This window comes from Chromobacterium sp. Beijing (assembly GCF_021496765.1).
Classification (GTDB): Bacteria; Pseudomonadota; Gammaproteobacteria; order Burkholderiales; family Chromobacteriaceae; genus Chromobacterium.
The window spans coordinates 1,730,635-1,755,618 of record NZ_CP053750.1; the positions used below are offsets into that span (position 1 = coordinate 1,730,635).

General features: G+C 65.3%; 16 protein-coding genes and 1 pseudogene. 5 read left to right on the forward strand and 12 right to left on the reverse strand.

All coding sequences use genetic code 11. The features are described 5' to 3' along the window. Positions 1 to 5 precede the first annotated feature (5 nt). The 6 genes and pseudogenes from HQN78_RS08145 to HQN78_RS08180 form a co-directional block, all read right to left on the reverse strand. Complete coding sequence (locus tag HQN78_RS08145; protein ID WP_235088914.1) at positions 6 to 1,781, reverse strand: hypothetical protein; 1,776 nt, start codon at positions 1,779 to 1,781, stop codon at positions 6 to 8. Beyond that, positions 1,778 to 5,260: a LysM peptidoglycan-binding domain-containing protein gene (locus HQN78_RS08150; RefSeq protein WP_235088917.1), complete on the reverse strand. Its 3,483-nt coding sequence runs from the start codon at positions 5,258 to 5,260 to the stop codon at positions 1,778 to 1,780. Before HQN78_RS08150 ends, HQN78_RS08145 begins: the two co-directional genes overlap by 4 nt. Before the next feature lie 458 nt (positions 5,261 to 5,718). Next, a complete protein-coding gene (locus HQN78_RS08155) occupies positions 5,719 to 8,148 on the reverse strand; it encodes a hypothetical protein (protein WP_235088919.1) in 2,430 nt (809 codons plus the stop codon). 9 nt (positions 8,149 to 8,157) lie between these two features. Then, a pseudogene (locus HQN78_RS25810) lies at positions 8,158 to 8,349 on the reverse strand (hypothetical protein); the annotation flags it as partial. Positions 8,350 to 9,244: 895 nt separating this feature from the next. Further along, a complete protein-coding gene (locus HQN78_RS25695; RefSeq protein WP_304502846.1) occupies positions 9,245 to 14,599 on the reverse strand; it encodes an RHS repeat domain-containing protein in 5,355 nt (1,784 codons plus the stop codon). A gap of 107 nt (positions 14,600 to 14,706) precedes the next feature. Then, positions 14,707 to 15,567: a methionyl-tRNA formyltransferase gene (locus HQN78_RS08180; protein WP_107799382.1), complete on the reverse strand. Its 861-nt coding sequence runs from the start codon at positions 15,565 to 15,567 to the stop codon at positions 14,707 to 14,709. Positions 15,568 to 15,879: 312 nt separating this feature from the next. Here HQN78_RS08180 and HQN78_RS08185 point away from each other — a divergent pair, with 312 nt between their 5' ends. From HQN78_RS08185 to HQN78_RS08205, 5 genes are all read left to right on the forward strand, one after another. After that, the gene (locus HQN78_RS08185) at positions 15,880 to 16,533 is read left to right on the forward strand and encodes a hypothetical protein (RefSeq protein ID WP_235088924.1); all 654 of its coding nucleotides are present in this window, start codon (positions 15,880 to 15,882) and stop codon (positions 16,531 to 16,533) included. Positions 16,534 to 16,595: 62 nt separating this feature from the next. Continuing rightward, on the forward strand, positions 16,596 to 17,027 hold the full coding sequence (locus HQN78_RS08190) for a hypothetical protein (RefSeq protein WP_235088925.1): 432 nt from the start codon (positions 16,596 to 16,598) through the stop codon (positions 17,025 to 17,027). A 145-nt stretch (positions 17,028 to 17,172) separates the two neighbouring features. Then, positions 17,173 to 18,003, forward strand: a complete 831-nt coding sequence (gene dapF / locus HQN78_RS08195) for a diaminopimelate epimerase (protein ID WP_107799385.1) — start codon at positions 17,173 to 17,175, stop codon at positions 18,001 to 18,003. Between the two features lie 67 nt (positions 18,004 to 18,070). After that, the gene (locus HQN78_RS08200; protein WP_235088928.1) at positions 18,071 to 18,724 is read left to right on the forward strand and encodes a DUF484 family protein; all 654 of its coding nucleotides are present in this window, start codon (positions 18,071 to 18,073) and stop codon (positions 18,722 to 18,724) included. Next, a complete protein-coding gene (locus tag HQN78_RS08205) occupies positions 18,721 to 19,290 on the forward strand; it encodes a hypothetical protein (protein WP_107799387.1) in 570 nt (189 codons plus the stop codon). The genes HQN78_RS08200 and HQN78_RS08205 overlap by 4 nt, the downstream gene beginning before the upstream one ends. Positions 19,291 to 19,382: 92 nt before the next feature. Here HQN78_RS08205 and HQN78_RS08210 read toward each other — a convergent pair whose 3' ends face one another. The 6 genes from HQN78_RS08210 to HQN78_RS08235 form a co-directional block, all read right to left on the reverse strand. Beyond that, positions 19,383 to 19,952 (reverse strand): YceI family protein, encoded by a 570-nt coding sequence (locus HQN78_RS08210; RefSeq protein ID WP_107801784.1) that lies wholly within the window; start codon positions 19,950 to 19,952, stop codon positions 19,383 to 19,385. A gap of 44 nt (positions 19,953 to 19,996) precedes the next feature. After that, on the reverse strand, positions 19,997 to 20,554 hold the full coding sequence (locus HQN78_RS08215; RefSeq protein WP_227107992.1) for a YceI family protein: 558 nt from the start codon (positions 20,552 to 20,554) through the stop codon (positions 19,997 to 19,999). Continuing rightward, positions 20,551 to 21,114, reverse strand: a complete 564-nt coding sequence (locus HQN78_RS08220; RefSeq protein ID WP_107799389.1) for a cytochrome b — start codon at positions 21,112 to 21,114, stop codon at positions 20,551 to 20,553. The genes HQN78_RS08215 and HQN78_RS08220 overlap by 4 nt, the downstream gene beginning before the upstream one ends. Positions 21,115 to 21,374: 260 nt before the next feature. Beyond that, positions 21,375 to 22,340, reverse strand: coding sequence for an ABC transporter permease (locus HQN78_RS08225; RefSeq protein WP_235088932.1), 966 nt, complete (start codon positions 22,338 to 22,340; stop codon positions 21,375 to 21,377). Further along, the gene (locus HQN78_RS08230) at positions 22,340 to 23,446 is read right to left on the reverse strand and encodes an ABC transporter permease (protein ID WP_235088934.1); all 1,107 of its coding nucleotides are present in this window, start codon (positions 23,444 to 23,446) and stop codon (positions 22,340 to 22,342) included. The genes HQN78_RS08225 and HQN78_RS08230 overlap by 1 nt, the downstream gene beginning before the upstream one ends. Then, the gene (locus HQN78_RS08235) at positions 23,443 to 24,972 is read right to left on the reverse strand and encodes an ABC transporter ATP-binding protein (RefSeq protein WP_227107988.1); all 1,530 of its coding nucleotides are present in this window, start codon (positions 24,970 to 24,972) and stop codon (positions 23,443 to 23,445) included. Before HQN78_RS08235 ends, HQN78_RS08230 begins: the two co-directional genes overlap by 4 nt. Positions 24,973 to 24,984 lie beyond the last annotated feature (12 nt).

A 24,984-nucleotide genomic window follows, 5' to 3' on the forward strand; every position in this document is an offset into this window, starting at 1 on the left:
TATGTTTACATCCCCGGCAGCCAGCTAGACCAATCTTCAAACTGTGTGAAAGATTTTTGTCGACCATCTGCTGCACTCTTAATAATTGACTGCTCTTGCTGAAAGGCTCGCAGCACAAATCGATCACTCGAGCTTGGATCAATACCATATGGATGAGAGTGACCAGACCATTTCCAGCCATTCCCAACATACTGTTCCGGAATCATCATTTGCGTTGGATCACCCTGTAGCAATACACGCTGCCCCTCTGGGCCTCGCAATAGTGAAAACTCGTTACCTGTTGCAGCCTGCAATCTTCCTAGATCGCTAACCTTTACTTCTCGGCGTCCTAAATTGTCAACAATGTTTACAACTGATTGTTTCCCGCCAGCATCTTCGACAAGTACGCGCCTTGCATCACTAAATTTATCTAGAATCGACTGAGTACGAGGTGAAATGTTGCTACCGAACATATCTAGTACAGCGCCATCACTACTTTGTACCAATAGTCCCTTGCTTGGAACCACACGCCCTTCCTGCACCGCATACATCCTCAGCCCCGGTGTGCTCTGCTCCGCCAAGCGATCCAGCCTCGGCCCAAACGCTTCCACAGCATCCCTTGCCAGCAAACGCGTGCCCATACCTGCTTCAACGCTCAGACTGGACCCTCGTAGCAAACGTGACCCTGGCGCCCAGGACAGCAAGGCATTGCCGGCCAATGCGCCTGCCTGCTCCGCACTCAGTTCTCCGGGATTCTTCGCATAATACATCAGCTCGCCCGCAGTCCTGCCTAGCGCATCCGGCAAACCTCGTACCAACGCAGCATTACGCGCGGCAGCGCCGCGGTCATCGATCAAGCCTCCGCTGAGCAGACTCGCCGCCAGATAGCCTTGGTCGCTGATCAATTGGGCCATTCCCAGGCTGCCATCGATCACTGTGTCCAACATGCTGCCTGCAAAGCGTTGCAGAGTGCCCGGACGGGAGGCTCTCACCGTGACCGGCTCAAGCTCTATGGTGTCCTCCCAATTAAATCCCTCAGTCGAGCTCGCCTTGGTCGCTATTGCCCGTTGCGCGGCCCCTTCCACAAAGAAGCCAGGACCGGCGTCACCAATCACCCTCACCCCACGCCTATCGTAGCGGGGCTGCTTGGTCTCCTCCATCGCTTGAGCCATGCGCTCTTGCTCTAGCTTAGACTTGGACTGCTCCTTATCCCGGGCTTGGATACCATTCACCACCTGATCGCCCAGCGCGCTGCCAAACGATTCCGCTGCGATCGCGCTCCAGTTAGGACGTTGGCCGGTCAGCTGCGACTGGATACCACCCGACACTAGGCCGCGCAGCGTGCCGTAGCCCACACTGGCTACCGGATTCTCGCTGCTCCACCCCAAGCCCTCCGCCATCCAGCCGCTGGCCCCGGCCGCCGCGCCACTGGCCGCCACCGCGGTCCAGCTGAAGCGCTTCTGCAAGCCGGTAGCCACCGCCACGCCCTGGGTCAAGGCGTTACCCGCCGCCGCCCGCAGCGCGATCGGCGCGTTTTTCAGCGAGTCGCCCAACATCCCAGCGCCCACGCCGGCGCTCACCCCCGCGCCAAGGGCGCTCAAGCCCACCTGGCTCCACGAGAACTGATCCTGCATCCCCATCGCCATCGCCACGCCCTGGCTGGCCATTGAAGCCACCGCGCCCGCTGCCGCATAGCCGGCAAAGGTGGCCGCGGCGCTCGCTGTCGCGGCTACACCTGCTGCCGCTGGCGCCGCCCCTAGTAGGGGGATCAGCGCCTGGCTAAAAATCGGACCCAGCGTCACCACCGCCACCACGGCGACAATAACAACGAAGATAGCGCCGAAACCGCCGCAGCCCCCTCCGCCCCGCCTTGCTGCGGCGGCGGCGGCGGATCCGGCAGCGTCGGCGTCACATCGCCTATTGCCTCGCCCGGGTTGTACACCCGGTAAGTGCCGCTGTTGTTGTGCACATTCGTCACTTTGTTCGGCACTTTCAGCACTTGGCCGGCCGCCAAGGGTTCGCTGCCGCTCAAGCTGTTGGCGTCCGCCAGCAGATACCACATCGCCTGGTCGCCCCACAGCGCCGCCGCCAGGCTTTGCAGGGTGTCCCCCGCCTTCACCGTGACGAAGCCCGGCGTCTGGCCCGGGTAGCTCGGACCGATCGGCTCGTAGTTCTGGTCGAAGTCGGCGCTGTTCACCGGCTGGCCTTCGCGGTACTGGTCTTTGCGGTTGCCGATCTGGCTTTGCGCCAAGGCCTGGGCGTAGTCGACGCGGCTGGCGCCATCGTTGCCCACCGAGCCGATCTGCTTGCCGTCCAGGTAGTAGTAGTCCTGCCGTTTGTAGGTGCTGCCCTTGGCGATTTCCTCGCGCTTGAGCACCAGGCCCTGGGCATTGTTGACGTAGCGGAGGCTGCGCTGGCCCACTTCGTCGCGCGCTTCGGCCAGATGGCCGTTGACGTTGTAGCTGAGATGGGAGTAGCCCTTTTCCCAGCCCGGCGCGTCCTTGTTGTAGGGCTGGGCGGTGATGGTGCTTTGCTTGGCTTCGTCCCACCATTCATAGCCGTAATAGCTGGTGGTGGTGGTGCCGCTGCTGCTCTGCGCGCTGCTGGCCACGGTGCCGTCCGCCATCAGGGTGTAGGTGGTGGTGGCGCCGTCCCGGGTTTGCTGCAGCAGTTTGTGGTCGGCGTCGTAACGGGACTGGGTCTGGCTGCTGACGCCGCCGTCGCCGTTCCAGCGGTATTGGCGGTATGCGGTGGCGCGTCCCAGCAGGTCGTTGTCGCGCTGGGAGGCCAGCTTGCCGTTGATGCGGGTGCTCTCCAGATAGCCGTCGGCGCTGTAGCTGTAGGTCTCGGTGGTTCCATCAGAGGCGTTGATGGCCTGCACCCGTTCGCCGGCGGCGTTGTACAGGATGTCGACGCCGTCGCCGCCCTGGGGGCCGCGGCTGATCTGGCCGTCGATCTTGCTGCCCTTGGTGGTGACAAAGCGGTTCATGCTGTCGTAGCGGTACCAGTAGTCCTGGGTCCGCTTCTGGCCGTCGACGCCGTCGTGATAGACGCTGTTGACGTTGATGCGGTTGCCGACGGCGTCGTAGCGGTAGGTGATCAGGAATTTGGGATCCTCGATCAGAGTCACCCGGTTGCGCGCGTCGTACTCTATCCTGGCGTACTGGTAGAACTCGCGGCTCTGGCTGTTGAGGCTGGTATAGCCTTCAAAGGTCTTGTTGCCGTCGTTGTCGTACTCGTACAGGGTGTAGCTGTCCAGCGCGTGGTCGGACAGGCTCTTCAGATAGCCGTTGCCGTAGTACTGGTAAGTGATGCGCTGGCCGGTGCTGCCGCTTTGTTCAGCCACCTGGCCGGCATGGTTGTAGCGGTAGCTGAAGCGGTGGTTGCCCAAGTCGACATGGGCCACCTTATGGCCGAACAGGCTGACGTCGTCGGTCTGGCTGCGGCCGTTGGCGTCGGTCTTGACGCTGCGCCAGCCGCCGACGACGATGCCGCCGGCCCCGGCGATGGCGGCGTCCCACTGGTAGCGGTAGCTCACCCGGCGCCCGGCGGCGCTGACGGTGGCCAGCACCCGGCCCAGGCTGTCGTACTGGGTGGTGTCGGCCAGGCTGTCCTTGCCGTCGCTGGTGCTGCGGTGGACGATGCGCTGGCCGGCGCTGTCGTAGTCGTATTCGTCGTAGCCGCGGCGGCCGTCGGCGCGCGCGGCGCGGTCCTGACGGATCAGCTGGTTGTTGGCGTTGTAGCGGTAATCGCTGCGGCGGCCGATTTCGTCGACGCTGACACGCAGATTGCCGAACACGTCGTAGCCCAGTTGCTTGACGCCGCCGTCGGCGTGCGCCTCGCCGCCGCTCTTGCCCTGGCCCCGTTCGCCGCCGGCCAGCCAGCTTTGGCGGTTAAGCTGGCCGTTGGCGTCGACGGTGGCCACCAGATTACCCAGCGCGTCGTAGCGGTACAGGGTGCGCACCGGCGGCGGGGCCTTGTCGCCGGCCGCGACGATCACGGTTTGCGGGTCTTGCTTGGCCAGCAGTTGGCCGAAGGCGCTGTACTCGAAGGTGGTGGTGTTGTCGCGGCCGTCGGTTTCGCTGCTCACTTCGCCGAAGGCGTTGTACTGCTGGCGGCGAATGATGTTGTGCTCGCTCTGGCTGGTGCCGGTGATCACCCAGTTGAGGCGGGCGCTGTCGACGCCGCTGTGGCGGCGCAGATAGCCGCTGACGTCCAGCGCCGCGCCGTCGGCGCCGGTCAGCAAGGCGCCCTGGGCGTCGGCCAGCTGGTAGCGGTACTCGTAGTCGCCGGCGGCCAGCGCGTCGGCGTTCAAAGCGAACTGGCCCTGGGCGTTGCGGCTCAGCGCCGCCTGGGTCCAGGCGCCCTGGCTGCCCTTGCTCCGGTAGGACAGCAAGAGCTGGGCGGCCTGGGTCTGCGGCGGATTGAAGCTGACCATCAGCGGCAGCGTCAGGCCCTTGGTATTGACGCTGACGGCGCCGCCGCCCAGCGTCAGCTGGCCGCCGGCGCGGTTGAGCATCAGGCCGTTGGCGTCGAACAACTGGTATTCGAAGTCGTAGACCGTCGGCGCGCTCAGGCCCTTGGCCAGCGCGCTGCTGTCCCAGTCCCATTCGCCGTTGGCGGCGCGGCTCAGCGGCGCTTCGGCCCAGGCGCCGCCGGCAGTACGATAGCGGATCAGGCCGCGAGTGGCCGCCGCCGGCTGATTGCCGCCGATGTGAACGATCTGCGGCTGGTCGCGCCAGGCGACCGGTTGGGTGACGGAAGCCGCTTCGCCCGGACGGAAGGCGCCGACCACCGCGCCCAGCGATTGGCCGTTGGCGTCGAGACGATCGAGCTCATACTCCCAGGTCTGTCCGGCGGCCAGGCCGTAGTTGGACGGCAGGAACTGGAACCAGCCCTTAAAGCCGGTGGCGGCCAGCACCTGGCTGGCGCCCCACTCGCCGCCCGGGGTGCGGAAACGCAGCCGCGAGGACACCGCGGCCTCGCCGAGCTGGGTCAGATTGACCCAGCCGGTGTTGTACATGAAGGCGCTGTCGACGGCGGCCTCGCTCTGAGAGATGGTGGGCGCGCTGTCGTTGAGGTTCATCGTGCCCTGGCGGGTGTTGAGCACCTTGCCGGCGGCATCCATGGCGACGTAGCGGAATTCGTACGCTTGGCGCGCCATGCCGGACCAGTCGAGGGCGAATTGGCCCTTCACATTCTCTCCATTGGCCTTGAGTTGCGGCACATAGACATACTGCCAGCCGGCATTGCTGCCCGCAGGGCGGGTATAGAGCAGCATCTGAGTGGTGTCAGTGGGCTGCGCTTTAAACAGTAAGTCCCTCCCTCCAAAAGAGCCCGATACAACTACGGGAGCCAGATTTCTCAGATCCACAGCTGGAAGCACTCCCGAACTGCTATATAGCGGTAACTTCTGCCGAGTACCACCGACTTGCTTATAGACATTTACTCTGAATTTGAAACTCGGCATTCTAGTCGGATATGGCCCCCCCACTGGAATTGAAGCCAGAACCCGGCCTGCCTTACCCCTTTACCATTAGCGTCTACCTGTATGGTATCTGTTTGTGGTTTTCCATAGTCCTCTCCTAGAGTCAACTCAATTTCATATGCTCCATCTCCATACGCGCTCAAATTCGGCAAATTAGCATTCAAACTAATACTTGTAAGGTAGGCTTTATATTCAGATCCTCCCCTACTACTACGCCCCCCTCAAACTCCGAGTTAGAATACTCTAGCGGCTCAAACATAAAATCCGGGGTCAAAGAAATACTTCCCCCATTGGTAAATTAGCATTTGAGGCCCCCCCGCCAGCGGATTCTTCTCCACCGCCACGCCCGGCGCCTTCGTAGACCCCGCCGTCACCACCCCTCCACTGCCCTCCTGCGGCACCGCGCTCACCCAGCGCTCCGCCTGCACCAAGGCCTGGTCCCGCGCGTTCACCATCTTCGGCTGTTTGGTCTGTACCCGTTGGTTGCGGCCGTCGTATTCGCTGATCGTCAACCGCAGGCCGCTGTCCGGCCGGTTGATCGCCGCCAGGATCTGATCCCGGCTCAATTGCCGTAGATCCACGCTGTCCGATTCGATCTGCAGCGTGGCGTTGCCGTTGGCGTCGTACAAATAGGCGCGCGTCACCCCGCCTTCATTGCGACGAAACACCCGGCCGGCGCCGTCGTAGTCGGCGAACTCCTGCCACGCGCCCTGACCATCGGCGCTGGTGCGTTTGCCCACGATCTCGCCGTAGGCGTTGTAACGCGTTTCAAAGCGCATACCGGTCGCCTGGTCGCGTCTTTCGTTCTGGCGGCCGGCCGCGTCGTAGCGGTAGCCGGTCACGTCGTTGACTTCGCTGCCGTCGGCCTGGCGCCGCGCCCGCTGGCTGCGGGTCAGTTGACCGGCGGCGTCGTAGTCGTAACGGATGCCATTGCCCATCGCGTCGGTCTGGCTCAGTAGCCGGCCGCCGGCGCCGTATTGATAGCGCACGATCTGGTCGTCGGCTTCGCTGGCCTCGTCCAGGCCGCGACGGATCTGGCGGCTGAGCTGGTCCAGGCCGTTGTATTCGCTGTCGCTGGTCGGCCGCACGCTGCGGCCTTCGTAGTCGGTATAGGCGGCGTCCTGACGTCGGGTTTCCCGGCCTTGCGCGTCGTAACGCCAGTCGGTGACCTGGCCGGCGGCGTCGGTCTTTTGCGTCACCTTGCCCAGCGCGTTGTACTGGTAGCGGGTGGTCGCGGTGACCACGTTCTGGCTTTGGCCGTCGGCGCTGGCTATCTGGACGCCGAGGCTGCGCTCGACGCTGATGCGGCCCATCTGGTCGTAGTCGGTTTCGCGCACGCGGTCGTCGGCGTGGGGCTTGAGTTGCTGACGCAGCGTGTCCAGCGGGGTGGCGCTGTCGTAAGCGCCGCTCAGGGCGCTGGCGTAGCGGGTTTCGCGGATGGCCCGACCGGCGGCGTCGTAGTCCCAGGCGGTGACGTAGCCTGCGGCGTCGACGCTCAGCCGTTTGCGGCCGGCGCGGTCGTAGTAGTGGCGTTGGCTGCCGCCGCGGGCGTCAATGCTTTCCATCAGGTTGCCGTTGGCGTCGTAGCGCTGGCGGCTGATCAGGTCTTGGGTTGACTCGGTGTAGCCGCCGTTGGCCGTGCCCTGGCCGACGCTTTGCGCCGGCAGGCGGGTTTCGATCAGGCGGTTGTTGCCGTCGTAGACGTAGCGGGTTTCGCGAACGTCGGCATTCGCCGGCGCCGGCACGCCGCCGTCCGCCGACAGGCCCACCGGGCTGGCGTAGACGCGCTGGACGAGGACGTTCCCCGCCGCGTCGTAGTCCCATTCGCTCAACACGCCGTCGCCGTTGCGCTCCGCCACCTTGCGCCCCAGCGCGTCGTAGCGGCTGCGGGTGATCTTGCCGTTGGCGTCGGTGAATTCGATCTGCCGGCCGGCGGCGTCGTAGCGCCAGCTTTGGCTGGGGCTGACCGTGGCTTCGCCGCCGTCCAGGGTGTAGATCGGCAGCGCGTCGCCGGTCTGGCGGATCAGCCGGTTATTGGCGTCGTATTGGTAGCGGGTGGTGCGCTGCTCCGGCTTGCCTTCGGCTTCCACTTGCAGCGTGCGGTTGCCGAAGCCATCGTATTCGAAGCGTTTGACGATGCCCAGCGGACTGGTCTCTTTGAGTACCCGACCCTGCGCGTCGTGGACGTAACGATAGCCGCCATTCAGTTGGTTGGTGTAGGCGGTCTTGTTGCCCAGGCCGTCGTACTCCATCCGCTCGATGCCGCCTTCGGCGTCGGTGAGGACGGTTTGCCGTCCCAGCGCATCGTGTTCGATCCGGGTCACCGCGTCGCGCTGGGCATCGACGATCAGGGTCGGCGTCAGGCCGGGTTTGAGCGCGGCGGTGTCGACGCGCTGGGCGTAGCGGGTGATGCGGGTGGTCTGACCGAGCGCGTCGTACTCGGTGGCGGTGGCGTAGCCTTCGGGATCGATGTGCAGGGTCTGGCGGCCCAGCGCGTCGTAATAGTTGTAGCCGCTGTAGCCGCGCGGGTCGGTGATCTTGACCGCGTTGCCGGCCGCGTCGTATTCGGTGACGGTGACGCCGCCCAGCGCGTCGGTTTCGCGGGTCAGCCGGCCGAGCAGGTCGTAGTCGCGGCAGGTGGTGTGGCCGCCCGCGTCGGTTTCGACGATGCGTTTGCCCAAGGCGTCCAGCTGGTAGGTGGTGCTGGCCTGCTGTTTGCCGTCGCCGCGAGTTTCGCCGATCAGGCGGCCGGCGGCGTCGTAAGCATAGGAGGTGCTCTGCGCTTCAAGCCCCGCTCTTCGATATTGTCGATATCGGCAGTGGTTTCCACCGTCAAGCCAGGGTCGCGCTGGGTCGCAAAGCGCAGTTGCACGGTGGACCAGTCATACTCACCCGTGACGTCATAGCGGTAGCCTTGCCGGCGATCGCCGCCTTTGGGGTAGAAGTGTATGGTTCCGCCGGTCTTGTTCGTCGTCAGTTCAACAGTGTAGGTGACGCCCGCCTGGTACGCCCCCATCGGCACGGCGCGCCATTGGTCGTTGGCGTTGGCGATTTGGGCGTAGACGAGGCCGTCGGGCTGGAGCAGGATCGCCAGACGTGCGGTTTTACCCCCCACGTTCTCTAGCATCGCATGCAGCGAAGACTGAATCTGGTTCGGCGTCAGGTCGAACTGGTAAGCGCTACCCGCCGGCATTTGCCGCACGCTGTTGAGGGAGGCCCAACTGCCGCCGGTTTCCGACTTGCTGATAAGGTGAAGACGGCCGTTGTCCTGGGTACCCGCGGTACCGTTGAAGGTGGGAGGGCTGGACGCCTGAGCCGTCATGGCTTCGAGTTGAGCCAGGCTAAGGGAACGATCCAGGCTCAAGGCCTGCGCGTAACGCCGGGTCTGAATGACTTGACCCGCCGCGCCGTAGCGCGTTTCCGTCAGGTAGCCCTGAGGATCGATCGCAAAGCGCTGCCGCCCGGCAGCGTCGTAAACGATGCGACTCTGTTGCTGCACCCCACCCGGCCTGCTGCTCAGATATTGCCTCAGCGTCGCATCGGTCCAATCTTCCGAACTCAGCGGCACGCTGGCCACGCTCAGCTCGCTCACGCCATCTCTATGCCAGCCATTAATGCCGTCTTCGAAACCGTCAATCAGCACCACGCCGCGCTGCACGCTTTCCACTCTCAGATCGTCGTAGAACACCGGATGGTCGGCCGGATTCGGCGCGCCATCTCGAGGGCCGTAGATATGGATGTTGAGGGCTAGGTCTTCACTCAGCGTGCGGCTGACCGTCAGCTTACGCCAGCCGTCGTTGCCATACTCGATGCTCTCGACAGCGTTGTTATAGGGCTGGGAGCCGCCCAGATTGCCCAGGAACAGATGCCCTTGGTCTCGCTGTCGGTTTTGAACCAAACGCTGGCGGTGACGGTGTCGCCCTTTTGGAAACGGCCGATGTCGTGGTTGATCGCATTGTTGGTGCCGGCCTGATGCCCGATGCGTACCGCCTGTTTGCCGCTGTGGGTGGTCGCTGTCGGGCCTCGCGGCGCGCTGGCGTCGAGTTTGTCGGCGTAACGCCGGGTTTCGACGACATTGCCGACGGCGTCGTAGACGCGTTCGGTCACATAGCCTTCGCCATCGAGACTGTAGGTGGCGCGTCCCACTGTGTCGTAAACCGTACGGCTCCGTTGCTGCACCCCGCCCGGCCGGCTGCTCAGATATTGCCGCAGCGTCGCATCGGTCCAATCTTCCGAACTCAACGGCACGCTGGCCACGCTCAGTTCGCTGGTGCCATCTTTATGCCAACCGTTGATGCCATCTTCGAAACCATCGATCAGCACCACGCCGCGCTGTACGCTCTCCACTCTCAAATCGTCGTAGAACACCGAGTGGCCCGCCGGATTCGGTGCGCCATCTCGAGGGCCGTAGATATGGATGTTGAGGGCCAGGTCTTCACTCAACGTGCGGCTGACCGTCAGCTTACGCCAGCCGTCGTTGCCATACTCGATGCTCTCGACAGCGTTGTTATAGGGCTGGGAGCCGCCCAGATTGCCCAGAAACAGATGCCCCTTGGTCTCGCTGTCGGTTTTGAACCAAACGCTGGCGGTAACGGTGTCGCCCTTTTGGAAACGGCCGATGTCGTGGTTGATCGCATTGTTGGTGCCGGCCTGATGCCCGATGCGTACCGCCTGTTTGCCGCTGTGGGTGGTCGCTGTCGGGCCTCGCGGCGCGCTGGCGTCGAGTTTGTCGGCGTAACGCCGGGTTTCGACGACATTGCCGACGGCGTCGTAGATGCGTTCGGTCACATAGCCTGCAGCATCAATGCTAAAAGTCTGGCGATCCACAACGTCATACACGTAGCGAGCAATTTTGCCCGCCGCATCCGTCTTGGACACCACATTGCCCTGGCCGTCGTATTGGTACACCGTGCTCTGCTTCAGCCCCTCCGGGTCCACCGTCTCCCGCACCCGACGACCAGCGCCGTCGTATTCGTATTCGGTGGTCTTCGCCTGCGCCGTCCCCGCCGCTTCCGTCACCCGGATCTGCCGTCCCTGGGCGTCGTAGCCGTAGGTGGTCGTCAGCTTGAGCCCGTCCGGATCGACGATCAGGCTGTGCAGCCGGCCCGCCGCGTCGTAGCGCTGTTCGGTCACCCGGCCGTTGGGCTCGGTTTGCCGCAGTACGCGGCCCTCCGCGTCGTATTCGGTGCGGCTGCTCAGCTTCAGGCCGTCCGGGTCCACGGTGCGTTGCAGCACCCGGCCCGCCGCGTCGTATTGGTAGACGGTGCGGGTGCCGTTGGCGTCGACGCTCTCGATCTGATGACCGGCGCTGTCGTAGCCGCTACGGGTGGTTCCCGCCGGCGTGGTGGTGCTCAGCACTTGGCCGTCGCGGTTGTATTGGTAGATCGTCGCCTGACCCAGCCCGTCGATCAGTTGCACGGTGTCGCCGTGGCCGTTCTTCTGGGTGATGGTCTGGACGCCGTCCGCCTGGGTGACGGTGACGCGGCCGCTGGCTTCGTCGTAGGCGGTGGTGGTGGCGCGGCCCAGCGCGTCGATCTGGCGCAGCACCCGGCCGAAGGCGTCGTAGGCGTGGCTTTGACGGCCGCCTTGCGGGTCCTGGACGCTGATCTGGCGGCCCAGTTTGTCGTAGTCGATCCGGCTGCGGTGGCCGTTGGCGTCGACGCGCTCGGTCTGCCGGCCGAAGGCGTCGTAGCTCGAGCTTGATCCCAGCGCCAGTCCTTCGGCGTCGCGGGTCTGGCTTTGCAGCAGGCCGCGCCGGTCGTAGGCGCTGGTCTGCACGCTGCTGCGCGCGGCGTCCAGCCGCTGCCGGTAAGCCACGGCTTCGCCGAAGGCGTTGTAGCGCCATTGTTCGCGTTCGGCTTCCAGCCGGTCGCCGGCGGCGAGGCGTTGGCCCAGCCGGTTGTATTGGCTGGTTTCGAGGCGGTCGGCCTCGCTGCTCAGCCCGCCGGGCAGGCCGCTTTGGTTGCCGCCGTTCAGCGCGGCCAGCGCGCCGGCGCCGAGCCGGGTGGCGTAACGCTGGGTGGCGACGACGTCGCCGAAGGCGTTGTAGCGCACTTCGCTGATTTCGCCCAGGCTGTTGAGGGTGTGGCTGAGGCGGCCGGCGGCGTCGTAGTAGTACAGGGTGCGCGCGCCGGCGCCGCCCTGGCCGTCGGGGCCCAGGCTGGCGGTGCGTTGGCCGCCGGCGTTGTAGTAGTGGCGGGTGCCCCAGCGCGCCCAGACGGCGTCGATTTGCGGGGCGCCGGCGTCGGCGCCGAGCGCGGCCAGCGCTTGGGCGCCTTCGCCGGCCAGTTCTTGCGTCACCCGGCCCTGGCTGTCGTAGCGCTTGAGCTGGCTGCGCGCGTCGTCGCCGGCCTGGCGGGTGACGGCGATCACTTGGCCTTGGGCGTCGTATTGGTAGCGGACGATCAGGCCGCTCGGCCGGTGTTCTTCGCGCAGCAGCCGGTCGGCGGCGTCGTATTGGCGCTGCACTTGGCGGTCGTTGCGGTCGGCCGCCGGGCGCAGCGCGGCCAGCGTGTCGCCGCCACCGACGCGGGTGGCGTAGCGTATCGTTTGCGCAATGCGCCCTTGGGCGTCGTAAACGGTTTCGTCGAGGTAGCCTTCGGCGTCGATCCGGCCCACCAGCCGGCCGGCGCCGTCGTACAGGCTGCGCGTGCGTTGGTCGGCGCCGTCGCTGGCCGGGCGCAGGGCCTCCAGCGTGTCGCCGGCGCGGGCGCGCTGCGCGTAGCGCACGGTTTCGATCGCGCGGCCGGCGCCGTCGTAGCGGGTTTCGCTCAGATAGCCTTCGCCGTCCAGGCTGGCCAGCAGCAGGCCGTCGCGGTCGTAGTAGCGGCGGCTGACGCGGTCGCCGGCCGGATCGGCCGTCGGCTGCAGTTGGGCGTCGGACGGGTCCAGTTCGCCGGGCTGGCTCGCCAGCGCCGCCAGTTGTTCGGCGCTCAGCCGCGTGGCGTAGCGGGTGCTGCTGGTCAGCCGGCCGGCGGCGTCGTATTGGTGGCGCTCGACGCCGCCTTCGGCGTCTATGGTTTGGATCAGGCGGCCCAGGCTGTCGTATAGCCGGCGTTCGATACGGTCTTCCGCCGGATTCGCCGCCGGACGCAGCGCGGCCAGCGACAGCGCCGCCGGGTCGCCGCTCAGCCGGGCGATGTCGATCCGGGTCGCGTAGCGCAGGCTGGCGATGATCTGGTCGTTGCCGTTGTAGCGCCATTCGGTGACGTCGCCGGCAGGATCGATCTGGCCGACCTTGCGGCCGCGTTCGTCGTAGAGCAGGACGCTGGCCGCGCCGTTGGCGTCGATCAGCCTGACCGGCTGGTGGCGCGCATTGTATTCGCTGCGCGCGGTGCCCAGCGGGCCGCCAGCGTCTTGCTGCACCACGGCCAGCAACTGGCCGGCCGCATCGTAGCTGCTCACCGTGCTCAGGCCGTTGCTCAGGCTGACCCGGGTCTGCCGCTGCGCGTCCTGGTAGACGGTGGTGGTGGCCACGCCCGCGCCGTCCCGGCTGCGCACCACGCGGTTCAGGCCGTCGTAGAGGTAGTCGGCCAGCACCGCGCCGCTGACGCCGTCCAGCTTCTGCAGCAGATTGCCCGCCGGGTCGTAGACGTAGCGCACGCTGCTGTGCCGGCCGTCGGCCACGCCCTTGCCCTCGGCGTCCAGGGTGGCGTAGCGGGTGGTGCTGGCCACCAGACCGCGCAGGTCGTAGCCGGTGTCGCTGCGTTCGACGCGGGACAGGTCCTGCTTTGCCGCCCAGGCTTGCAGTTCGGCTTCGCCGGTGGCGTCGTCAGCGCCGGCAAACACGCCGCCCTGGTACAGCAGCCGGCTGACTTCGCGGCCCTGGGCGTCGTAGCGGCGCTCTTCCACCCGGCCTTCGGCGCTGAGGCTGAAGCGCAGCCGCAGGCCGCTGGCGTCATAGACGTTGCGCCGGGTGCCGGCGCCGTCGACGGTTTCGCTCAGCAGTTGGTTCTGGGCGTTGTAACGGCGTCGGGTCTGCTGGTTCTGCGCGTCGCGCACGCCGACGCGGTTGCCGGCGGCGTCGTAGTCGAAACGGGCGGTTTGGCCGCGGCCGTCGGTGATCGCGCTGACCCGGCCGTGGCCGTCGTAGTCGAAGCGTTGCTCGACGCCGCCGCCGGCCACCCGTTGCAGCAGGCCGTCGCGGTAGTTCAGTTCGGTGCGCAGTCCGGCGGCGTCGCGGACCACGGTGCGCTGCCCCGCGGCGTCGTAGTCGAAGGTGGTGGTCAGCGTCTGCTCGCCGCGCACGTCGCTGACGCTGAGCACGCGGTAATCGCCGTCCACCTGCGCATAAGCGAAGTCCAGCCGGCTGCCGTCGCTCTGCTGCAGACTGGCCAGCCGCTGGCTGGCGCCGTCGTACACATAGCGGGTGGTGTAGACCTGACCGTCGGCGACGCTGTTGTCGTCGGGGCTGAGGTCGGTGGTGACGCTGCTCAGCCGGTTCTGCTCGTCGTAGCCGTAGCGGGTGCGGGTCAGGGTCTTGTTCTGCTCGCCGTCACGGTACACGCTGCGCAGCTGGCTCAGATGGCCCTGGGCGTCGTAGTCGATGAACAGCGTCTCGCCATCGGCGCTGCGCAGGCTGACGATGCGGCCGGCATCGTCATAGCCCAGCGCGACGGTCTGGCCGTCGCGGCTTTGCACTTGCTGCAGCCGGCCGGCGCTGTCGTAGCGCTCCTGGCTCTGGCTGTCGCCGTCGGTCCAGATCCAGGCCTGGCCGTCCCAGCGCACGGTGTCTTCGGCCCCGGCGGCGCCTTGCGCCAGGTAGAGGCCGCGCGCCGCGTCGTAGCGGTACAGGGTGTCGCTGCCGTCCTCGGCCTGACGGCGCAGTTGCGAGCCGGCGCTGCCCGGGGCGCCGCTGAAGTCGAACAGCTGGCGGCTGTAGCCCAGGCGCCAGTTGCCGGCGTCGCCGCTCTGCCCCTGGCTGTTATAGGTGCGGACCAGCTGGATCGGCAGCCCGTTGCCGGCGAGGAATTCGTCGCGGCGCTGCAGCACCAGGTTGCCGTTGCCGGCGTTGACGTAGACCCGTTCGCCGCCGCGGCCGAAGGCGGCCTCGCCCAACTGACCCTGCCCGCCCAAGGCCGCCAACGAACTGTTCTGCAAACCCAAACCCACACCCGCCACCACTGCAACCATGCTGACCCCCGGAAATTGGACTGTTCGGAGAGTCTTATCTAGGCGATCGATAAAAAGTTTAGGTGGCCAATGAAAAAAATTTCAGCGAAGGTCTACACCGCCTCACCTCACCCCCTCAGCCGGCCGCTGACGCCGCCGGGCGGGTTCAGGCTCCATTCGCTGATCAGCACCATGCCGTCGGCGGCGGCCACCAGGAGGCTCAGCGCATTGGACAGGATCAAGGAGCCCGGCGGGTAAGCGTGGCTCTCTCGCCAGCCTTGCGCGCGGTGCACGTGCACGGTGACGCCGTTGACCGCGGCCAGGCATTCGAAATCGCCGAAGGCGCGCACTCGACGCATGACGTCCTCCACCGGCAGGCTGAAATCCAACACCCGTTCTTCGTCCCGCCACAGCGGCCAATAGCTGCTGTTTTCGCCTTGCGGCTGGGCCTGATCCCATAAGGAGGCGAAGTCGCCGGCCACTCGCCCCGCCAGCCGGTACAGCGCCAGTTGCAGTTTCGCGTCCAGCGATTCATGAGTTTCATCCGGCCTCAGCGCGAACTGCTCCTGCGCCAGCACATCGCCGGCGTCCATTTCCCGGGTCAATTGGTGACAGCTGCAGCCCCATTGTCTATGGCCGTCCAGGATCGCCTTCACCATGGGGTAAGGCCCGCGGCCGATGGGCAGCGGCGACGGATGGAAGTTGACCGCGTAATTCAGATAAGGCTCCCAGTCCGGCACCCGCCAGTTGTAGCTGGCCACCAGCAGGACTTCGCAATCCTGCTCCGCCAGCTCCAGCAAATCGCGCTCGCGCATCCGCGACAGCTGCACCGGCACGCCCAGGCGCTCCGCCGCCGCCAGCGACTCCTTGTGGTGATGCATGCGATGGTCCACCGGGGTGCAGAACAACTTCAACGGCTGCCAGCCGGCGTGCAGGAACACGTCCAGCACCGGCTTGAAGCGATCGGACAAGGTAATGGCAAAACGCATGACGGCATCCCGGCGGTTCAGAGGGCTGACTTGTTTATAACAAGACCATCCGAACGAGACTGCCTGTCTCACGGAAATTAACAGAATCTCCCCGCAAGGCTGGCACGCCGTTTGCAACTGGCAACGGGTCAAGCCCTTGTTCTGACGGGAAAACAGGCCAAACTCGCCGCCAGACGGCAATTCTCTCCGCCACGGCGGCATGGATTGCCGCCCGCGCCGGCAAAACGTCAGAACCAGGCCGGCAATGGAAGTCGAGCTGCTCCGTGAGGCTCACGACCGACAACTCCATCATGACTTTGCGGGAGAACATTCATGTCAGTCAGCAATACCAGCGGCATCGACGCCGGCGGCAACGCCTGGCAACAACGTAAAGCCGTTCACCAGCAGCGCCGCCAGGATTTCCAGACCATGATCAACGACGTGCGGCAAGGCGATCTGGGCGGCGCGCAGCAAGCCCTCGCCAGCCTGCAGTCCGCGGCGTCCGGCGGCGCGACAAGCGGCTCAAACGCCGCCAACGCCGGCGGCCAGGACTTCGCCAGCCTGATCAACTCCATGCAGACCGACGGCAGCGTCGCCAGCGCCGGTGACGCGTCAGCCAGCAATGCCGGCGGCAACGGCGATCTGGCCGTGCTGTTCCAGCAGATGCTGAGCCAGTTGCAGGCGGCCAGCTTCGGCGGTTCGGGCAATAGCGACGCCGACGACGCCTTAAGCGCGCTGAGCGGCGCTTCCTCGGCCTCATCGCCCAACTCGCTGTTCAACAACCTGGGCCAGGATCTGGGCAGCGGCAACCTTAAGCAGGCGCAGCAGGATTACCAGCAGTTGCAGCAAAGCTTGCAGACGGCGGCGCAAAACCAGCCGCCTCACCATCGCCACCATCACCATGGCGGCGCTCAGGTTCAGGCGGCGCTGGCGGCCTACCAGGCCAATAGCGGCGACGCCGGCCAGACTCAAGCTTCCGCGGGCTGAGCGCCCTTTTCCCGCCGGACCTCGGTTTAAGCCGGGTCCGGCTTATTATTTTTACCGTTGAAATGAAAATCCATTCCACGCCGATAACGCCGCCCTCCCTCTCCCCAAGGCCCCGCGCCGCGGACGCCGCCGCCTTCGACCCCGAACTTGCGCCGGCCGCCCCGGAGCCGACGCCGGAGCCCGCTCAAACCAGCCATCCACGCCTGGACATGGCGACGCTGGTCCGGCTGCTGCTGATGCAAATGCAGCTCAAGCTCAGCCAGTCCGGCGACGCCGCCGAGGACACTCTCAAACTCGCCACCGGACAAGACGCGCCGGCATCTTCGTCCGGCTCGCTGATCGACGACGCCGGCCAGGCCGCCGCCGCCGACGCGCAAGCCGCCGCAGTTCAAGCCGGCGGCGAAGCCATGCCGCAGACGGCCGCGTCCAGCGCGGCCCTGCAGGCCTACGCCGGCGCGGGCGCCCCGCCCGGCAAGCCGCTGAGCAGCGCCTGAGCGCGCGCCTGTACCTCTATCTACGCCACTGTGCTAACCTGCCTTATTGGCGGCGACGCCCCGTCCGCGCTTCCGCGCGCGCGGCCCGCCGCCCGACCGCCGGCCCGATAGCGGGCCGCTTGTTTACGCAGGATCTGGCGCGCCAATGAAATTGCACTTCACCAAAATGCACGGCCTCGGCAACGACTTCATGGTTGTCGACGGCGTGAGTCAAACCATTCCCCTGAGCGCGGAGCGCATCCGTCAGCTGGGGGATCGCCACTTCGGCATCGGCTTCGATCAATTACTGCTGGTGGAGCCCCCGCGCTCACCGGACAACGATTTCCGCTACCGCATCTTCAATAACGACGGCGGCGAGGTGGAGCAATGCGGCAACGGCGCGCGCTGCTTCGCCAAATTCGTGTCCGACCGCGGCCTCACCGCCAAATCGCGGATCCGGGTGGAAACCGCCAAGGGCGTGATCGCGCCGGAGTATCTGGGCGACGGCCAGGCCCGGGTGGACATGGGCCGGCCGCGCTTCGCTCCGGACGAGATTCCGTTCCAGGCCGAGCGCGAGGCGGTATGTCACGATTTGCAAGTCGAGGATGCGACCTTGTCGGTCAGCGTGGTGTCGATGGGGAACCCCCACGCGGTGCAGGTAGTCGCAGATGTAGCCTTGGCTCCGGTGACGCGCGTCGGCGCGGCCATCGAAAACCATCCCCGCTTCCCGGAACGGGTCAACGCCGGCTTCATGCAGGTGCTCGCCCGCGATGAAATCCGTCTGCGCGTGTTCGAACGCGGCGCCGGCGAAACGCTGGCCTGCGGCACCGGCGCCTGCGCGGCGGTGGTGGCCGGCATCCGCCGCGGCCTGCTGGACCGGCGCGTGCGGGTGCACACCCGCGGCGGCGAACTGACGGTGGAATGGCCGGCCGACGACGCCGCGGTCACCATGACCGGCCCCGCCGTCACCGTGTTCCAGGGCGAAATCGAGATTTAACGGCCCGCCGCCGGCAAACGGCGGCGGGCTCGCAACAACAACACAGCCGTATAGGGGGTTATGAATCATGCAGACAGATGATGTGCTGGCGTTTTTGGACCAACACCCGGACTTTCTCGCCCACCATGCCGAAAGACTCGGCCTGAAGCCGGGCGGCGCGCCGCAAGACCGCGTGGTGGTCTCGCTGGCGGAACGCCAAATGCTGGACCTGAAGGACCGCAACCGCCAGTTGGAATCGCGTTTGCAGCAGTTGATCCGTCACAGCGAAGCCAACGACCGCATCATCGCCAGCGCCCATCAATTGGCGCTGACGCTGCAAGCCTGCCTGAGCCTGCAAGACGTGCTGAACGCGCTGCCCGCCTGCTTCGCCGAGCATTTCAAGCTGAAGCGCGTGGCGCTGCGGCTGTGGCATCCGGCGGCGGAGTCCGCCGGCCCGGCCTACGACGCCCGCAGCGAGGTGGCCGCGCTGGCTCGCAATCTGTCCGCGCCCTATTGCGGCCCCTACGTCAACGACGACGTGCTGGCCTGGTTCCCGGCCGCGCCGGTATTGCAGTCCTTCGCCCAACTGGCGCTGCGCGACGGCAAGGGCCAGGCCTTCGGCCTGCTGGCGCTGGCGTCGGACGATCCGCAACGCTTCACCTTCGACATGCACACCCACTACCTGGCCCAGATAGGCGAGCAGGTGTCCGCCGTCCTGGTCCGCGTACTGGAGGCTCAATGACGGCGACGCCCACCGGTTGGTTCCTGCTCGTTCTGGTCGCGCTGTTCTACCTGCACATTCTGTGGCGCTTGATTGCCAGCCGCGACGGCATCGCCCAGCTATGCTTCGCGGCGTCCTTCTTCATCCTGGCGCTGATCTTCCGCGCGGACCCCTTCCTCACCGTGCTGTCGCCGGTGTTGTTGCCCTTCTGTTACGCCTACGCCTGGCTGGGCATCGCCGCCGTGCTGTGGTCCGCCAGCAGCTTGCGGGTCAGCCGGCTTGGCCTGGCCTTCCCCGAACGCCAGCCGCAGCTGGCGGCGCTGATGGCCAGCCAGCTCAGCCTGCATCTGGGCATCGTCGCTTTTTCACGCTTGCTGGACTGGCGGCCGCTGCTGTCCTACCTGATGGCTCCGCCGCTGATCATGGTCGTCAGCTACGCCTGTTACCGCGCGCTCTTGTACGTGATGCGCCGTCAGCCGGAAGCGCGTCTGCCCTGGACGGTGTTCGGCGGCATGACCGTGATCAGCCCCCTGCTGGTGATGTGGCTGTCCGATTGGCTGGCCCCCATCGTGCTGGGCCTGACCTGATCCCCCGCAACGGCGTCCATAAAAAAACCCGAGTCTTTCGACTCGGGTTTTTTTGACGCCGGGCAAGGTCTCCGGCGCTTTATCGAATCCGCTTACTTCTTGCCGGCTTCGATGGTGATGTTCAGCTGCAGATCGTCGCCCACCGCCGGCGCGTAAGCGCCCACGCCGAACTCGCTGCGCTTGATGGTGGCGGTGGCGTCGGCGCCGCACCACGGCTTCTTGGCCATCGGATGGGAATCCACGCACTTGAAGTTGGTCACCGTCAGCGTCACCGGCTTGGTCACGCCGTGCAGGCTCAGTTGACCGTCCACCGCCGCCAGCTTGTCGCCGTTGAAGGTGAATTTGTCGGATTTGAACGTGATGGTCGGGTACTTCTCAACGTCCAGGAAGTCCGGGCTGGCGATGTGCTTGTCGCGCGCCGCCCAGCCGCTGTCGTGGCTGGCGGTCTTGATCACGATGTCCACCGAGCCGGTTTTCTTGGCCTGGTCCAGCACCACGGTGCCCTTGGTGTCGTTGAAACGGCCGCTCAGCGTGGAAAAGCCCAGGTGGCTCAGCGAGTAGCCGGCATGGGTGTGCGAGCTGTCCACTTCGTAAGTGACCGGGGCGGCTTGCGCGCTGCCCAGCACGCCCAGCGTCATCACGGCGGCAAACAGAGTTTTCATTTTGGTCGTCACGTCGGTTTTCTCCAGGGTAAAGAAAGGCAAGATCACTTGCCGGTCAGAACGAATTTGTATTTGACGGTCACCAGATCGGCGATCGCCTCGGTGTCGTCCCAAGCGCCGTCGCCCACCTTGAACTGCAGGCGTTGCAGCGGGAAGCTGCCTTGCAGCGTGGTTTCATTGCCCGCGCTGGCGGCGGTGAAGGTGGACACCACCTCGCGGCTGACGCCCTTCAGGCTCAGGGTGCCGCGGGTTTCGAACTTGCCGCCGCCCAGGGCCTTCACCGATTTGGCGGTGAAGGTGGCCTTGGGCAGGCTGGCGATATTGAAGAAGGACGCGCCGCGCACCGTGGTGTTGCCGTCGGCGCTGCCCACGTCCACGCTGCCCAGGTCCACGGTGAACACCGCCTTGGTGGCCTCCGGCTTGGCGGCGTCGAAGCTGACGTTGGCGGCGAAGCTCTTGAAGCGGCCTTCGGTGGGCACGTTCATCTGCTTGAAGGTAAAGCCCAGCGTGCTCTTGGCCGCGTTCAGCGTTTGCGCGGCCTGGGCCGGCGCCATGGCCAGCGCCACGGCGGCGCTCAGGGCGAGGGAAGTCAGAAATTTCATGCTTGAGGATCTCCTTTGCGACAGGACGGCAACATCCGCGCCAGTGTGGCGTCGCGATCGATAAAGTGATGTTTCAATGCCGCCAGCGCGTGCAGGCCGACGATGGCGACGATGGCGTAAGCCATCAGCGCGTGGCTCCAGCCCAGCACATGGCCCAGCGCTTCGTTCTTGTCCACCAGGTCCGGCAATTGCACCAGGTTGAACCATACCACCGGGTAGCCCTTGGCCGAGCTCATCAGCCAGCCCACCAAGGGCATGGCCAACATCAGCGCGTACAGCAGCACGTGGATCAGACCGGCGGCCTTGAGCTGCCAGGCCGGCTGCCCGGGCAAAGGCGCCGGCGCGCCGCGGCGCGCGCGCCAGACCAGGCGCAGCACGGCCAGCGCCAGCACGCTGATGCCCACCCATTTGTGCCAGGCGATCAAAGAGGCTTTCAGTTTGAAACTGGCCGGCGAAGTGATTTGCATGCTGTTGAAATACCAGCCCATGATCAGGGCTGCAATGATCAACAGCGCAATCAGCCAGTGCAGGGCTATCTGTGTCGGACTGTAGCGTTGCATCGAATTCCTTATTACAAATGAGCGGCAGATTAAAACTTATCATGCCCGTTAATCATAAAAGCGCGCCCATTGCCGTCATAGCGAAATTATTAGCGCAAAAGATTCAAATTTTCTGAACAACCGCCAGGCGACGCAATGGTGGTTGAGATTGGGAATCACTATGAATAACAAACGACGGCAAGGTTCCCGTATGCGATATAAAACAAAAAACCGCCAGGGGCAAAGCCCGCTGGCGGTTTCCGACCTGGCTCAAAAGCCGGTCAACGGCTCTTGACGAAGGGAATGCCTATCGCTTTGGGCGCCACCGCGCGGCCAACGAAGCCCGCCAGCAGCAAGACGGTCAGCACATAGGGAATCACCGCGATGGCCTGGGACGGGATCTGGCCGATGCCCGGCAGCGCCACGCCTTCCAGACGGATCTGGATGGCGTCGGCGAAAGCGAACACCAGGCAGCCCAGCACCGCCGGCAGCGGCTTCCATTTGCCGAAAATCAACGCGGCCAGCGCCAGGAAGCCCTTGCCCGCCGTCATTTCCTTGATGAAGCTGCCGGTCTGGTACACGGACAGATAGGTGCCGGCGATGCCGCACAACACGCCGCCCCAGAACAAGGCGGTGTAGCGCACCTTGGCCACCGAGATGCCGGCGGTGTCCGCCGCGTGCGGGTTCTCGCCCACGGCGCGCAGACGCAGGCCGAAGCGGCTCTTGTACAACACCCAGGCCACCAGCGGCACGATCAGGAACAGAGTCAGATACACCAGGATGCTGTGGCCGGACAGCAGCTTGCTGTACAGCTGGCCCAGCAGCGGCACCTCGCGCAGCTCATGGGCGAACGGCAGCGCGATCTCGTGGAAACGGCCCTCGTCCGGCAACTGCGGGGTGTTGCCGCCCTGCTGGAACCAGGCCAGGCCCAGTACCGGGGTGATGCCGGAGGCGACGGTATTGAGCGCCATGCCGGAAATCAGCTGATTGCCGTTGTAGGTGACGGACACGAAGGCATGGATCATCGCCATCGCCACCGAGGCGGCGATGCCGCAGGCCATGCCTATCCACGGGTTCTGAGTGGCGAAGGCCGCGGCGGCCGCGGCAAAGGCCGCCACCAGCATCTTGCCTTCCAGGCTGATGTCCACCACGCCGGAGCGTTCGGAGAACATGCCGGCCATCGCGGCCAGGATCAGCGGCGTGGCCACGCGCAGCGTGGAATCGAGCAGACTGAAGAAGATTTCCATTATTTGTCGTCCTTGCGCTTGAACAGGCCGGCGATGAACGGCTCGAACAGGTTTTCCAGCGCGCCGCAGAACAGGATGATCAGACCCTGGATGAAGATGATCATCTCGCGGGTGATCATCGGCTTCTCGAAGGACAGATCGGAACCGCCCTGGGTCAGCGCGCCGAACAACAGCGCGGACAGGATGATGCCCACCGGGTGGTTGCGCCCCATCAGCGCCACGGCGATGCCGACAAAGCCCACGCCGTTGGTGAACATCACGTTCATGCGGTGGGCGGAGCCCATCAGCTCATTGACCGCGGCCAGGCCGGACAGCGCGCCGGACACGCACATGGCGAGGATGATGACGCGGCTGACGCTCATGCCGGCGTAGCGGGCGGCCGGTTCGCTGGTGCCCACGGTGCGCAGTTCGAAGCCCCAGCGGCTATGCCACACCACCAGGTAGAACAGCGCGGCGGCCAGCAAGGACATCACGAAGCTCAGGTTCAGCGGCGAGGTGGGAATCTCCACGCCAAAGCGCGCCGCCACTTCATGGATGGCGGGAATCCAGGCCGCCTGGCCGAATTCGCGCGTGGTCGGGTTCTGCGAGCCGGCCTCGATCAAGTGATGGCTGATCAGGTACAACATCAAGGAGTAAGCGATGAAGTTGAACATGATGGTGGTCACCACGATGTGGCTGCCCCGCTTGGCCTGTAACCAGCCCGGCACGAAGGCCCAGGCCGCGCCGAAGCCCATCGCCGCCAGGATGGCCAGCGGCACCAGCACCGCCGGCGGCAGGCTGTGGTCGAAGCCCAGCACCACCAGGGTGACGCCCAGGCCGGCCAGATAGGTCTGGCCTTCGCCGCCGATATTGAACAGGCCGGCGTGGAAGGCGGTGGCCACCGCGAGACCGGTGAAGATGAAGCCGGTGGTGTAGAACAGGGTGTAGCCTATGCCCTCGCCGTAGCCGAAGGCGCCGTTGATCAGCAGCTTCAGGCATTCCCAAGGGTCTTCGCCTATCATCCAGGTGACCAGGCCGGTCACCAGCAGCGCCGCCATCAGATTAAGCGCCGGCAGCACCGTCAGCTGCGCCCAGCGCGGCAAGGTGGAAGGTTGTCCGAATTTCAATGCTTGTGCCCCCCCATCAGCAGGCCCAGCGAAATGGTGTCGGCGTCCTTGGCCGCCACTTCGCCGGAGATCTGTCCGCCGGCCATGACCAGGATGCGGTCGGCCAGCGCCAGGATTTCTTCTAATTCAACCGAGACCAGCAAAATGGCCTTGCCCTCGTCGCGCAGTTCCACCAGCCGCTTGTGAATGAATTCAATCGCGCCGATGTCGACGCCGCGCGTCGGCTGGCCGATCAGCAACAGGTCCGGATTGGCGTGGATTTCACGCGCCAGCACCACTTTCTGCTGATTGCCGCCGGAGAGCAGGCCCACGCGCAGCAGCGGATTGCCCGGGCGGATGTCGAATTGCTGAATGAAGTCGCGGGTGCGCGCCAGCAGCCGCTTGCGCGAATACCAGGGGCCGCGGCCCAGGCCGGTTTCGCCGTGATAGCCGAGAATGGCGTTTTCATAGCTGGAGAAGGCCTTGACCAGGCCCTCTCGCGAGCGGTCTTCCGGCACGTGGGCGATGCCCAGCTTGCGGTAGAGCGCGGCGCGCGGCTCGCCGCCGCAACGGCGGCGCAGCAGGTCCTCGCCCTTGTAGACCATCTCGCCGGCGCTAGGCTCCAGCATGCCGGCCAGCACTTCCAACAGTTCGGACTGGCCATTGCCGGACACGCCGGCGATGCCGACGATCTCGCCGGCGCGCACTTCGAAATTCAGCTGGTCCAGCAGCTTGACCGCGCGCGCGTCGGTCAGGCACAGATTCTTGACGCTGAGCACCGCCGCGCCCGGCTCGCGCTCGGCCTTGTCCACTTTCAGGCTGACCTTGCGGCCCACCATCAAGTCCGCCAGCTTTTCCTTGTCCACGTCGCAGGTGGCGACATTGGCCACCACGGTGCCGGCGCGCATCACGCTGACGCCGTCGGTGATGTCCATCACCTCGCGCAGCTTGTGGGTGATCAGGATCACGGTCTTGCCCTGCGCTTTCAGCGAACGCAGGATGTGGAACAGGTGGTCGGCTTCCTGCGGCGTCAGCACCGCGGTGGGCTCGTCCAGAATCAGCACGTCGGCGCCGCGGTACAGCGCCTTGAGGATTTCCACCCTTTGCTGCAGGCCCACGCCCAGATCGCCCACCAGCGCGTCCGGATCCACCTCCAGCGAGTAATTGCGGTTGAGCTCTTTCAGATGCTCGCGGGCCTCGTCCAGCCCCTTCTTCAGCACCAGGCCGCCTTCGGCGCCCAGCACGATGTTTTCCAGCACGGTAAAGGTGTCCACCAGCATGAAATGCTGATGCACCATGCCTATCCCCAGCGCGATGGCTTCCTGGCTGTTGCGGATCGGCGCTTCCTTGCCGTTCACCCGGATGGCGCCGCTGTCGGCCTGGTAATAGCCGTACAGAATGCTCATCAACGTGGATTTACCGGCCCCGTTTTCGCCGATGACGCCATGGACGGTGCCCTTGGCGATTTTCATCGAGACGTCGCGGTTGGCTTTGACGGCACCAAAACTCTTGTTGATGCCCGCCAGCTCAATGGCAAACTCGGTCATGCTTATTCATAT